Genomic DNA, 12,733 nt, shown 5'->3' on the forward strand with positions numbered 1-12,733 from the left:
GTTTTCCTGCCTGGCGACGCGCTTGACTTGCGCATGCAAGTCATCGGGAAGACGGACGATGAATTTCTGGACTTGAGCGCGCATAGGGGATTTCCGGGCGGTTAAAAAATCGCATCATAAAAAGGCCTTGGGCAGGGTGGCTTCAGGAAAATTCCGAAAGAATGGCTGATTGTGCTGGGCAAGTAGTAGGCAATCATCGAGCCTCGACACCGGGGCTAGTCCCGATCACCTGCCTAGCGCTCAGGTACATACCGCAGCCCGATCAGCTCCCCATCGTTCCAGGTGGGTTCTACGCCTGGACTCCAGAGGACCGGGATCCTTTGCAGGATTCGCCCCTTCGTTTCCACGGCCAAGGGAAAGGCTTCTGGTTCCGGCGGCAAAGGCAGCTTCCATCCCGGCTCGCCCCGGGGATGGGCCAGCGCTAAGCGTTGCTTGACCAAAGCCTGGAGCGTCGATGGCAGGTACGGATAGGTGCAAGTCTGCTGCCTGGACAAGGACAGCCGGGTGAACTGCTTGAAGGTCACATAGCCCTTGTCGCCGGCCAGCGTCTCCAGGTCCTGCCTCGATAACACGTGGAACCGGGTGTCATCGAAGACGATCGCTCCCTGCTCTTCCCGTAGCGGCTGGGACAGTTCGGCGAGGATGTAGTAGTGAGCCTGGAAACCCTTGCGTTTCAGGTTCCTGTCTTGCAACAGGTTCCAACAAGCGGTCTGCCCGAGGCGCCAGCTCTTCGGTGAGGCAGTGCTCTTGATTTCGATGGTCAGGCCCCAGGTGAGTTGCAGATCGAATACGTCGCCCTGGTGCTGCTGCTCGAAACTCTTGCTCAGGCTTTTGCTCAGGTGGTCCGGGTAAGGGTTTTGCCTGGTGAAGCGTTCTACCAGGCACCCCGCGATCTGTTCGGCATGGCCAAGCGACTCGAGGCCCGGGCGCAGGAGCTCGGCCTTGGCACGATACCCAGGAAACAGCTTCCGCAACCCCAGGTGCGTAGCCCCAGCCAGACAGCGGAGCTGGAGGTCAGCGGGGGCCAGCACGCGTGGTGTTCGTGCTGCATGCTATCCACCGGTAATGCAGGCTGGGCCATCGACCGGGCCGGGCTATGTAGCGGCGGGCTCAGCGCCGATCCAGCCACACGGTCTGGGCGTTGCAGAATTCACGCACGCCGAAGTGCGAGAGCTCACGGCCGAAGCCGCTTTTCTTCACGCCGCCGAAAGTCACCCGCGGGTCGCTGGCGCTGTAGCCGTTGATGAACACACCGCCGGTTTCCAGTTCGTCGGTCATTTGCCGGGCGCGTCCCAGGTCGGCGGTGAACAGGGTTGCGGTCAGGCCGAATTCGCTGTCGTTGGCCAGTTCCAGGGCGTGTTGGGGTCGCGGGCGGTGATGATCGAGGCCACCGGGCCGAACAGCTCCTGCTTGAACGACGTCATCTGGTCGGTAACGCCGGCCAGCACCGTGGGCGGGTAATAGTTGCCCGCGCCTGCGGGCTTGGTGCCGCCCAGCAACAGGCTGGCGCCTTCGGCCAGGGTCGCCTCGACCTGCTGGTGCAGTTCGTCGCGCAGGTCGAAGCGGGCCATGGGGCCGATGTAGGTGTCGCTGGCCAGCGGGTCGCCCAGCACCAGGGCGCGGGTGGCCTCGACGAAGCGCCGGGTGAACTCCTCCACCACGCCTTGCTCGATGATCAGGCGCTTGGCGGCGGCGCAGACCTGCCCGGTGTTCTGGTAACGGCCGACCACCGCGGCCTTGACCGCTTCGTCCAGGTCGGCGTCGTCGAGCACGATGAAGGGATCGCAGCCGCCCAGTTCCAGCACGCATTTCTTCAGCGCGGCCCCGGCCTGGGCACCGATGGCGATGCCGGCGCGCACGCTGCCGGTCAGGGTCACGGCGGCGATGCGTGGGTCGGCGATGGCCCGGGACACGCCGTCCGGGGTGACGTTGACCAGCTCGAAGACCCCCTCGGGGAAGCCGGCCTGATGCATGGCTTCCAGCAGCAGGTAGGCGCTGCCCATGACGTTCGGTGCGTGCTTGAGCACGTAAGTATTGCCCGCCAGCAGCGCCGGTACTGCGCCACGCAGCACCTGCCAGATCGGGAAGTTCCACGGCATCACCGCCAGGATCGGCCCCAGCGGCCGGTACTCGATGCGGGCCTTGTGGTGTTCCACCAGGGTCGCTTCCGGGGCGAGCATGGCCGGGCCGTGCTCGGCGTACCACAGGCACAACTGGGCGCATTTCTCGATCTCGCCCCGGGCCTGGGCCAGGGGCTTGCCCATTTCCTGGGTGATCATGCGGGCCAGGGCCTCGCTGTTGTCACGCAGGACCTGGGCCAGGGCGACCAGGTGGCCGGCACGGTTGGTGACGTCCAGGCGCTTCCATTGGCCGAAACCATGGCGGGCCCGTTCCAGGGCGGCGTCCAGGGCGACGTCCGACTGATAGGGATAGGCGCCGATCCGCTCGCCGGTGGCGGGGTTGATCGACAGGGCATGGGTATGGCTGGAAACAGAGGTCATGGCACCGTCCTGCAAGGTGGGAATGGCAGCAGGTTACGGGGCTGGTTCTTTGCTGAAAACTGAATAATATTGAGCAAGTCGTTCACGATTGGAGAATGAGATGGACCTGGTCCAGCTGGAGATTTTCAAGGCCGTTGCCGAGCAGGGCAGCATCAGCGCCGCGGCGCAGCTGATCCATCGGGTGCCGTCGAACCTGACCACGCGCATCAAGCAGTTGGAGCAGGACTTGGGCGTGGAGCTGTTCATCCGTGAAAAGAGCCGGATGCGCCTATCGCCCGCCGGCTGGAATTTCCTCGACTATGCCCGGCGCATCCTCGACCTGGTGGCCGAGGCACGCCTGACCGTGGCCGGCGAAGAACCCCAGGGCCCTTTTGCCCTGGGCTCCCTGGAGAGTACGGCAGCGGTGCGCATCCCGGCCCTGCTGGCGGCCTACAACCAGCGATACGCCAAGGTCGAACTGGACCTGTCCACCGGCCCTTCGGGGACCATGCTCGAAGGCGTGTTGTCCGGGCGGCTGGTGGCGGCGTTCGTCGATGGCCCGTTGCGCCATCCGAGCCTGGAAGGGTTGCCGGTGTTCGAGGAAGAGATGGTGCTGATCGCGCCCCTGGGCCATGCCCCCATCACCCGGGCGCGGGAGGTCAACGGTGAAAGCATCTACGCCTTTCGCGCCAACTGCTCCTATCGCCATCACTTCGAAAGCTGGTTCACCCAGGACGCCGCGGTGCCGGGCAAGATCCACGAGATGGAGTCCTACCACGGCATGCTGGCCTGCGTCAGCGCCGGCGCCGGGCTGGCCCTGATGCCGCGCAGCATGCTGGAAAGCATGCCCGGGGCGGCCACGGTGAGTGTCTGGCCCTTGTCCCCGCGCTTTCGTTTCCTGCAGACCTGGCTGGTCTGGCGGCGCGGCACCGTGTCCCAGAGCTTGAGCAGTTTTGTGCAGTTGCTGGAGGAGCGGGGCATGGTGCTGGCCGAGGCGTGAGCCGGATGGCCATGGGCGCTGGCACGGGCCAGCCGCTGTCCGGTGGCCGTCTTGCGGCGCTGATGTTCAGCGCTTGCTCAAGGCCAGGCGCGCGGCGAACAGCATGAAGACCAGGCCGGTGGTGCGATCCATCCACTGGATCACCTTTTCCCGTCGCAGCACCCCGCTCAGGGAGCGAGTGGCGCCAATCAGCAGCAGTGCCCAGATCAGCCCGAGCATCACATGGATGCTCACCAGGCCGAAGGTCCAGGGCACCAGCGGCTCACCCTGGGGAATGAACTGCGGCAGGAACGACACGTAGAAAATCCCCACCTTGGGATTGAGCGCATTGCCCAGCATGCCCTTGAGAAACCAGTTGGCCTGGGGCTTTTCACTGGTCCTGGCGGGTACGAAGGCCCGTCGCGGGCGCAGCAGCATGGTGATCCCGAGCCAGGCCAGGTAGGCGGCGCCGCAGTACTTGAGCAGGTTGAAGGCCAGCTCCGACACCGCAATCAAGGCCCCCAGGCCGAAGGCCACGGCTGCGCCCCAGAGCAGGCAGCCGACGTTGATTCCCAACGCTGCGCGCAGTGCCTGGCGCTTGCCTTCCACCGTGGCGGTGCGCAGCACCAGGGCGGTATCCAGCCCCGGGGTCAGGGTCAGCAGGGTGGCGGCCAGGGTGAAGGCCAGGAGGTTGTCGGTGATGGGCATGGGCAGGGCTTCAAGGCTGGGGGTGGTGAATGTTAGCACAGCCGTGGAGTGTCAATCTGCTCCACGGGTGCCCGTGGTAGATCGCTGCCGCCGGTGGTCCGGAGTGAGTCTCAGGCCTTGCGCCTGACCAGTGCCAGATACACCCCGGCCTGTTTTTCCGATTCGATGTAATGGGCGCCTTCCAGATCGGCGACCTGAATCGGCTCCATCGCCAGTTGCAGTTCGGGGGCGCCCCGGTAACGGTGGGAGCGATCGCTCAGTGCATGCCTGAAGGCTTGGAGAAAGGCATCACGGTTGGCGAACTGGCCATAGACATAGTTGCCTCGTTGGTCGCTGTAGAAGCGCGAGTAGGTCAGTAGCACGATGCCCCAGCGTTCGATGTGTTCGTCAGGCGTGGCGTGGGGAATCGGCTTGACCAGGTCCCTGCGAATTTGCCGAATCTTGTCATACGCATTCTTGTTGTTGTGCACCACCTTGAACTCCATGGCGGTGGAGGGTTGTTCGCCGTAGCTGTCCTCGACCCAGATATCCACCTTGCGTCGCTCGGCGGCGATCAGCCAGCGCGGGACGTTGCTGCGCGGCGGCTGGTCGGAGCAGAGGCGATAGTCTTCGCGTTCATCCAGCTGGCCGCCGAGGCCGAAGTGGTCGCGATTGATGTCCAGCAACGCCGCCGATTCCAGGCTCAGCCACAACTCGGGAGCGGCGGTGACGACGATGGATTTGAGGATGCGCTGGCGTTCCTCCTGTTGCAGGTGAGTCAGCAGCAGTTCGGTGAAGCGAGGAACGAAGGACATGGGATCTCCGTATCAGGTGCAAAAAGGGTGGCAGGTTCGTCTGTAGGAGCGAGCTTGCTCGCGATGCTTGCCAAAGCGCCGCGTGCTGCCTGTGAGTGGGCGTTATCGTTGATGTTCCGCGCCAGCCAGCTCGCTCCTGCCAGAGGCCGGCGGTCAATACGGGCCGCGGGGTTCAGGGATGCCCAGTTGCAGTTGCCGGGCTTCGATCTGTTGGTCCACGGCGCGTTTGCCACTGAGCAACTTGAGGTGCTGCACGCTGGGCGGCAGCTGGCTGTCGATCAGTGTCAGCAGGTCCAGCTGTGGGGCCTTGATGATGCGCAGGTCAGCGATGTTGGCGGTTTTCAGGCCGCTGATGGCCTCCAGGGTCTTGAGGTTGATCAGGCTCATCTTGCGCAACTGCGGCGTCCCGCCAAGGTCCAGCCGGCTCAATTGCGCCTGATCCTCGATGCTCAACGCTTCCAACTGTGGAAAGCCCCCCAGGTCCAGCTGATTCAGGCCGCGTACCCGCAGGATGTCCAGTTCCGTCACGTAGGGGTTGCGCAGTTCCGGCATGCCCTCACGGCTGCCGAAACTCACTGACAGGCTGCGCAGGCCGGACATGCCGGCCACCATGCCCAGGGGCGTCTTGGCCGGCATGCGGTGCAGGGACAGGGTGGCGATGTTCGGGCACTGGCCCAGGACGTCCAGGTGGTGGCTTTGCGCGCTGATGGACAACTGCCGCAGGTCGGGCATCTGGCCGATGGGCGCCAGGTCGATGGCGGGCCCCTTGTCCAGGGAAAGCCGCAGTTGTTGCAGGTGCTTGAGGTTGGGCAGGGCCAGGAGCTCGGGCAGGCTGGCGCTGATGACTTGCAGGGCGAAATCCTTGAGCTTGTGCAGGCTGCCAATGGCTTCGAAGTGCTCCAGCGTGTCTAGGCAATCCAGGCTGAGGGACTGGACGTTGGGCAGGGCGAGCAAGGTGCGGCCGTCAAACGCGTTGCCTGGATAGTGGCTGTAGAAACGCACAGTGAGGCGCTCGCCGTAGCGGGCGCAGAGCGCGTCGAGCTGGTTCAGCAGATCCGCGTCATAGTGCGCGCCGCGTTCGAACTGGACGATGACCCGGGACTGTGGGTCGGCTTCCAGAGGGGGCTGGACCTTGAGTTTCAGGTCCTGTTGAGTCGGGGCGTGAATTCGGTTTGGAAACATCAGCGGTCCTTGATGATTTTCGCCGCGGCATCATGCCATTGCGCTAGCGCGGCTTCCATCGTCGAGTACGGCCAGCCTATGGATCGACCTGGCCCATCAGTTCGCTCACCGATTCCGGGCGCTTGGCGTAGCGCTGGGCCAACACCGCGCAGACCATCAGTTGGATCTGGTGGAACAGCATCAACGGCAGGATCAGCACGCCCATGGTGCTGCCGGCGAACAGCACCTGGGCCATGGGTACGCCGGTGGCCAGGCTCTTCTTCGAGCCGCAGAACAAGATGGTGATGCGATCTTCCTGGTCGAAGCCCAGCAGCTTGCCCAGGACACTGGAGGCCAGCAGCACCAGGCCCAGGAGGAGGCAGCAGGCCACCACCAGGCCGGCCAGGTCCCACAGCGGGATCTGCTGCCAGATGCCTTCGTTCACCGCCTCGCTGAAGGCCCCGTAGACCACCAGCAGGATCGAGCCCTGGTCGACGAACTTCAGCCAGTCCTTGTTGCGCCCGACCCAGGCGCCGATCCAGCGCCGGGCGATCTGCCCGGCAATGAACGGCAGCAACAGCTGCACGCTGATCTTGACGATCGCGTCCAGGGTCGAGCCGCTATCGCCGTGGACGTCGAGCAGCAGGGTCACCAGCAGCGGGGTGAGGAAGATCCCGAACAGGCTCGAGGCCGCGGCGCTGCAGATGGCCGCCGGGATATTGCCCCGGGCCAGGGAGGTGAAGGCGATCGCCGACTGCACCGTGGCCGGCAGCGCGCAGAGGTAGAGCATGCCCAGGTACAGGTCCTTGCCCACCATGGGCGATAGCAGCGGCTTGAGCGCCAGGCCCAGCAGCGGGAACAGCACGAAGGTCAGGCCGAAGACCAGCAGGTGCAGGCGCCAGTGGCCAGCCCCGGCGATGATCGCCTCGCGCGAGAGCTTGGCGCCGTGGAGGAAGAACAGCAGGCCGATGGCGAGGTTGGTCAGCCAGGCGAAGCCCGTGGCCACCTGGCCACTGGCGGGCAGGAAGCTGGCCAGCAAGACGACGCCGATCAGGGTCAGGGTGAAGTTGTCGGGTAACAGGCGGGAGCGCGACATGGGCAGGATCATCCGGGGGTTGCCAAGAACGATGGGGCGACTCTAACGTGGCTGTCATCTACCGACTAACGCCAAAGAGCCAGTTAATGCCGCCTAAAGGACATGAAAAGATCGTCAGGCGCAGTATTCCCGGTCTTCCCAGCTTGCCGCGGCCGGTGTACGGACGTACTGAGTCCTTGCCCAACCGGGCCCTGACCCGGCGCCACAGCCATCCCTGGGTGCAGTTGTCCTATGCCATCGCCGGGGTGCTGGAGATCCAGACCAGCGCTGGACGTTTCATCGCGCCGCCCCAACGGGCGGTGTGGATTCCCGCCGGAGTGCCGCACCGGGTGTTCAGTTCGCCGCGTACCGAAATGCGCAGCCTGTACCTGGATTGCAGCGTCACCGCCTGGGCCGATACCGACAGCTGCCAGGTGCTGGCGGTCAGCGACCTGCTGCGCGAGCTGATCCGCGCCTTCAGCGAGCTGCCGGTGGAGTACGTGCAGGACAGCGCCGACGGTCGCCTGGCCCAGGTGCTGCTGGACCAGCTGGCCGCCGCGCCGCAGCTGGACCTGATGCTGCCGCTGCCCCATGACGTGCGCCTGCGTTCGATCTACCGCAGCCTGCAGGCCCGTCCCGATCAGCAGACCACCCTGGGCCAGTGGGGGCAGAAACTCGGGGTCACCGAGAAGACCCTCAGCCGCTTGTTCCTCAAGGACACCGGGCTGACCTTTCGCGCCTGGCGCCAGCGCCTGCGCCTGCTGGGCGCCCTGACGCCGCTGGAGCAGGGCGAGCGGGTCACCGATGTGGCGCTGGCCTGTGGTTATGACTCGACCTCGGCCTTCATCGCCGCCTTTCGCCAGCAGTTCGACGCCACCCCGGGGGAGTTCTTCCGTGACGTGTGAAGGGCTCAGGTCCGTGGTGGGCGCAGCAGCTCGATGCGCTCCGGCGGCACCAGGGTGCGCAGGGTCTTGTACAGGGCCCGGGTCTCCAGCAGGTTCCAGATCCGCAGCAGGGTCTCCAGGGCATCCAGGGGCTTGCTGATAAAGTCCCGGGCGCCCAGTGCCAGCGCCCGCAGGCGGGTGTCGCGGGTGGCGTCGGCGGTGAGCACCAGGATCGGCAGGTAGTCGTTGGCCGGGATCCGTCGATTCAGTTGCTCCAGTACGGCAAAGCCATCGAACTCGGGCATGTGCAGGTCGAGGATCACCAGGTCCGGCTCGAAGCTGTTGAACAGCTCCAGGGCGCGCAGCGGCTGGGTGCTGCTGAGGACGTTGTGCAGCCCTTCGCGGGCCAGCAGCTGTTCCATCAGGTCGAGGTTGGGGCGCTGGTCATCGATGATGAGGATGCGCAGATCGGCAGTCATGGGGGCTCCGGGAGACAGGCATCGAGGTGGGCGAAGAACACCGGGATGTGGATCGGCTTGGTCAGGATCGCCGTGGCCCCGGCATCGAGCAGGGCGCGCCGGGTCGGTTCGCTGGCGTCGGCGGTGATCATCAGGATCGGGGTGCTGGCCGTGGCGCTGGAGGCCCGCAGACGTTGCAGGACGTCCAGGCCGGGCAGGTCCGGCAGGTTGACGTCCAGCAGGATCATTTGCGGCGCGTGCTGGCGGGCCAGGTCCAGGCCCATCTGGCCTTGCATGCTCGACAGCAGCTGGATGCCCGGACGCCGTTGCAGCAGGGTTTCGATCAGCGCCAGGCTTTGCAGGTTGTCTTCGATGCACAGCACCTTGCCCTGGTAGCGGCTTGCGAGCTGTGGCGCCGGCACGTTCAGCGCCGGGGCGTCGAAGGGCGCCACGGCGGCTGCAGCGGCCAGGCGCACGAAGGGCAGCTCCAGGGTGAAGCAACTGCCGCTGCCCGGAGTGCTCTGTACGCGCAGGCTGCCGTCCATCATCTCCAGCAGGCTCCTGCTCAGGGCCAGCCCCAGGCCGGTGCCTTCGACCCTGGGGTCGGCGTCCAGGCGCTCAAAGGGCTTGAACAGGCGTTCCAGGCGTTCGGCGGTGATCCCGGCGCCGGTGTCGAGCACGCTCAGGCGCAGGCGCGATGCCTCGATCGCCACGTCGACGCTGACTCGGCCACCGGCGCGGTTGTACTTGATGGCGTTGGACAGCAGGTTGAGCAGCACCTGGATCAGGCGCTGGCGGTCGGCGACCACGCCGCTGTCCGCCGCCAGTTCCGGCAGCGGCTCCAGGGTGATGCCGCCGTCCGCGGCCATGGGCGACACCAGGGTCAGGGCTTCATGCAGCACCGCCGCCAGGGCTATGGGCTCGACGTTCAGTGGCAGGCGCCCGGCCTCGATGCGGGCAATGTCCAGCACCTCGTTGATCAGCCCCAGCAGGTGCTGCCCGGCCCGCAGGATATGCCCGACCTGGGGCCGCTGGCCGGCGCTGGAGTCCATGTCCAGCAGTTGCGCGAAGCCCAGGATGGCGTTCAGCGGAGTGCGCAGTTCGTGGCTCATGCGCGAGAGGAATTCGCTCTTGGCGCGGCTGGCGCTTTCCGCTTGCTCGCGGGCGGTGCCCAGGGCGATTTCCGCGGCGCGGCGGTCGGTGATGTCCCGGGTGATCTTGGAAAAGCCCCGCAGGGCGCCGCTGGCGTCGTACTGCGCGGTGATCACCACACTGGCCCAAAAGCGGCTGCCATCCTTGCGGCAGCGCCAGGCCTCTTCCATGTAGTGGCCGTGGGCGGTGGCTTCGCGCAGGGCCATGTCCGGGTGCTGGGGGCATTCTTCCGGCAAATAGAACAGGGAAAAATGCCGGCCGATGATTTCCTGCTCGCTGTAGCCCTTGATCCGCTCTGCGCCGACGTTCCAGGTGGTGACCCGGCCCGTGGTGTCCAGGGCGAAGATCCCGTAGTCCTTGACCCCGTCGATGATCAGCCGCAGGCGTTCCTCGTTGTCGCGCAGGGCCCGCTCGCGCTCGGCCAGCAGTTGCCCGGCTTCCACCAGGCGAGTGCCCAGCTGGCCGATTTCATCCTGCTCCGGTGCTTGCGGGCGCAGCGGCTGGCCCAGGGCCAGGCGCTGGGCATTGCCCTGTACCTGCTGTACCCGCGTGACGATGCCCCGGGACAGCAACAGCACCGCGACGATGGCGCCGAACAGACCGCAGCCGGCGGCCAGCAAGGTGGCGAACAGCAGGCGCATGCGGGTCGCCGCGGCGGCAGCGCTACGCTCGGCCAGCAGCGCATCCTCGCGCACGCGCATGGCGCTGATTTGCTCGCGCAGCACGTCCAGCACCTGTTTGTTGTCGATCAGGATCGCGGTCATCGTCGCAGCGTCGTCGCGGTGGCCGTTGCGCAGGGCCACCAGGCCGTCGAGCTTGGTGCGGATCAGCGGGGTGATGGTCTGCAGGTAGTCGCGCATGCGCGGGTCCTGGACATTCTGGTCCAGGCGTTGCAGCGCGGCCTCGATTTGCGGCCGGGCCTGGAGGTAGGCGGGCAGGAAGTCCTCGCGCCGGGTCAGCAGGTAGCCCCGCACGCTGGCGGCGGCCTCGGCCAGGAGGGTGTGCACCGCCTGGATATCGCCCTGCACCAGCAGCACCCGGCGCACGTCCTCCTCGGCGCGGGCGGTCTGGCGCTCGGTGCTGTAGATCAGTACCAAAGACAGCAACAGGATCACCAGCGGCAGGGAGATCACCACCAGCGCCTTGCCTCGCAGCGGCAGGTCGGCCCAGCGCCGGGCGTTGAGCAGGTTCACGGCCACTGCCCGGCAGGTTGCGCCACCAGTCCCAGGGCCATGCCGCGCACTGCGGCCTGGGTGCGGTCGGCGGCGCCGAGCTTGCCGATCACCCGTTCCACATGGGCCTTGGCGGTGCCGGTGGTGATGCCGAGCTTTTCACCGATTTCGCGGTTACTGAAGCCACCGGCCACCAGTCCCAGCACCTGGCGTTCGCGGGCGGTCAGGGCCTGAGCCTGGGGTGCCTGGCCGTTGCCGCGTTCGCTCATGCGCCGCAGCAGGCGGGCGCTGACGGCGCTGTTGAGCGCCTCTTCGCCCCGGGCCACGCGCTGCAGGGCGTCGAGCACTTCCTCGCGGCTGGCGTCCTTGAGCAGGTAACCCATGACGCCGGCAGCCATGGCGGCTTCCAAGTGATCGGGACTGTCGTCCATGGTGAAGATCAGCACCTTGATGTCGGGCTGGCGCTGTTGCAGCAGGCGCGCGGCCCCCAGGCCATTGAGCAGGGGCATGCGGATATCGAGGATGGCCAGGTCCGGACGCAGTTGTTCGCACAGGGCCAGGGCTTGCTCGCCATCCCGGGCTTGGCCCACCACCTCGAATTCCGGGTTGCCCGCCAGCAGGGCGATGAACCCGGTGCGGGTGACTTCGTGATCGTCCGCCAGGACCAGGCGTATCACCGCTGTCATAACGCTTGTTCCAGGGCCTGGAGCGGCACGCGGACGAGAATCCGAGTGCCGCTGCCGGGCTGGCTGTGGCAGGTGAAACGCCCGCCCAGCAAATAAGTGCGTTCCTGCATGGCCACCTGGCCCCACTGTTCGCTGCCCTGGCCGGATGCCGGCTGGAAACCGGCGCCGTCGTCGCTGATGCCGAGCACGGCCTGGTCGGCTTCCAGGGCCAGGTCCAGGCTGACGTTGTGGGCCCGGGCGTGCTTGAGGATGTTGTTGATGGCTTCCTGGGCAATGCGGAACAGGGCGATTTCCAGGGCCACCGGCAGGCGCTCCGGGGAGCGCTGCCGCCAGTGCACCGCCAGTCCGGCGTCGCGCAGGCGGTCGGCCTCGCGGTCGATGGCCCGCAGCAGGCCGAAGTCGTCCAGCACATGGGGGCGCAGGCCGCCGATCAGTTGCCGGCCTTCGCCGACGCAGCCCTGGGCCAATTGCAGGATGGTCTGCAATTCATCGTGCAGGGGCCCCGGCAGTGGCGGGCAGCGCCCGGCGAACCCCTGCAGGCGCTGGTGCAGCCCGGCCAGGGTTTGCGCCAGGCCGTCGTGCAGGTCGTAGGCGACGCGCTTGCGTTCATCCTCCTGGGCGCTGAACAGGCGCTGCACCAGCTCCGACATGCTGCGTTCGCGGGCTTGCAGGTCCTGCAGCAGGCGCTGGTTCTCCAGGTGCGTGGCCAACAGCGTGGCCAGTAGTTGCAGGGATTCCAGGTCTTCGCTGTCCGGTGCGCTGATGGGCACGCTGTTGGCCAGCAGTAGGGCGCCGAAGGCCTGGCCGTCGGCGCGGTGCAGCAGTACGCGCAGCACCCCGGCTTGCGCAAGCGGGCGCTCCAGCCACTGGGCCTGCCCGGCCACGGCACGCAGGGCCTGCAGGCATTCGCCGTGGCCCTGTTCGGCGCTGGCATGGACCACGCCGTCGCTGTTCCATTCCAGCAACAGCCCCTGGTCCATGGCGACAAAGGCGCAGGCCCGTTGCACCACCCGCTGGCGCATCTGTTCGGGGCCCAGTTGCAGCAGTTCCTGGCCGGTGTCCACCAGCAACCGCAGACGTGCGGCGCGGCTTTGCGACTGCCGGTACTGGCTGCGCAAGGACAGGGCGCTGGCGGGATCGAGGGACGGGCTGGGCATCGGGAAACTCCAGGCGGGGGGGGTGCA

General features: G+C 66.4%; 11 protein-coding genes and 1 pseudogene. 2 read left to right on the forward strand and 10 right to left on the reverse strand.

From position 1 onward, the window contains the following. Positions 1-233: 233 nt before the first annotated feature. Positions 234-1,031, reverse strand: coding sequence for a hypothetical protein (locus ACK6AU_RS29290; protein ID WP_409303108.1), 798 nt, complete (start codon positions 1,029-1,031; stop codon positions 234-236). A gap of 79 nt (positions 1,032-1,110) precedes the next feature. Continuing rightward, positions 1,111-2,501 (reverse strand): annotated as a pseudogene (locus ACK6AU_RS29295) (aldehyde dehydrogenase family protein). A gap of 100 nt (positions 2,502-2,601) precedes the next feature. On the opposite strand from ACK6AU_RS29295, the gene ptrR reads away from it, so the two are divergent. Further along, positions 2,602-3,480: a putrescine utilization regulator PtrR gene (gene ptrR / locus ACK6AU_RS29300; protein WP_409303110.1), complete on the forward strand. Its 879-nt coding sequence runs from the start codon at positions 2,602-2,604 to the stop codon at positions 3,478-3,480. Positions 3,481-3,546: 66 nt separating this feature from the next. On the opposite strand, the gene ACK6AU_RS29305 is transcribed toward ptrR, so the two are convergent. The 4 genes from ACK6AU_RS29305 to ACK6AU_RS29320 all read right to left on the reverse strand — a co-directional run bounded on the left by ACK6AU_RS29305 (position 3,547) and on the right by ACK6AU_RS29320 (position 7,218). Further along, complete coding sequence (locus ACK6AU_RS29305; RefSeq protein WP_409303112.1) at positions 3,547-4,167, reverse strand: LysE family translocator; 621 nt, start codon at positions 4,165-4,167, stop codon at positions 3,547-3,549. A gap of 110 nt (positions 4,168-4,277) precedes the next feature. After that, a complete protein-coding gene (locus tag ACK6AU_RS29310; RefSeq protein WP_409303114.1) occupies positions 4,278-4,961 on the reverse strand; it encodes a hypothetical protein in 684 nt (227 codons plus the stop codon). 153 nt (positions 4,962-5,114) lie between these two features. Beyond that, positions 5,115-6,143, reverse strand: coding sequence for a hypothetical protein (locus tag ACK6AU_RS29315; protein WP_409303116.1), 1,029 nt, complete (start codon positions 6,141-6,143; stop codon positions 5,115-5,117). Between the two features lie 76 nt (positions 6,144-6,219). Further along, entirely contained in the window at positions 6,220-7,218 is a 999-nt protein-coding gene (locus tag ACK6AU_RS29320; RefSeq protein ID WP_185702043.1) for a bile acid:sodium symporter family protein, read from the reverse strand. An 86-nt stretch (positions 7,219-7,304) separates the two neighbouring features. On the opposite strand from ACK6AU_RS29320, the gene ACK6AU_RS29325 reads away from it, so the two are divergent. Next, on the forward strand, positions 7,305-8,102 hold the full coding sequence (locus ACK6AU_RS29325; protein ID WP_409303118.1) for an AraC family transcriptional regulator: 798 nt from the start codon (positions 7,305-7,307) through the stop codon (positions 8,100-8,102). 5 nt (positions 8,103-8,107) lie between these two features. Here ACK6AU_RS29325 and ACK6AU_RS29330 read toward each other — a convergent pair whose 3' ends face one another. Genes ACK6AU_RS29330 through ACK6AU_RS29345 form a run of 4 tightly spaced genes read right to left on the reverse strand, consistent with a single transcriptional unit; the run spans position 8,108 to position 12,706 of the window. Then, positions 8,108-8,560 (reverse strand): response regulator, encoded by a 453-nt coding sequence (locus ACK6AU_RS29330; RefSeq protein WP_185702045.1) that lies wholly within the window; start codon positions 8,558-8,560, stop codon positions 8,108-8,110. Beyond that, positions 8,557-10,884, reverse strand: a complete 2,328-nt coding sequence (locus tag ACK6AU_RS29335) for an ATP-binding protein (RefSeq protein ID WP_409303121.1) — start codon at positions 10,882-10,884, stop codon at positions 8,557-8,559. Before ACK6AU_RS29335 ends, ACK6AU_RS29330 begins: the two co-directional genes overlap by 4 nt. Beyond that, positions 10,881-11,549: a response regulator transcription factor gene (locus ACK6AU_RS29340; protein ID WP_185702047.1), complete on the reverse strand. Its 669-nt coding sequence runs from the start codon at positions 11,547-11,549 to the stop codon at positions 10,881-10,883. The genes ACK6AU_RS29335 and ACK6AU_RS29340 overlap by 4 nt, the downstream gene beginning before the upstream one ends. Beyond that, positions 11,546-12,706: a sensor histidine kinase gene (locus ACK6AU_RS29345; protein WP_409303123.1), complete on the reverse strand. Its 1,161-nt coding sequence runs from the start codon at positions 12,704-12,706 to the stop codon at positions 11,546-11,548. The genes ACK6AU_RS29340 and ACK6AU_RS29345 overlap by 4 nt, the downstream gene beginning before the upstream one ends. Between the last annotated feature and the right edge of the window lie 27 nt (positions 12,707-12,733).

It is taken from the genome of Pseudomonas sp. KCJK8993, from assembly GCF_046230915.1.
Taxonomy (GTDB): domain Bacteria; phylum Pseudomonadota; class Gammaproteobacteria; order Pseudomonadales; family Pseudomonadaceae; genus Aquipseudomonas; species Aquipseudomonas piscis.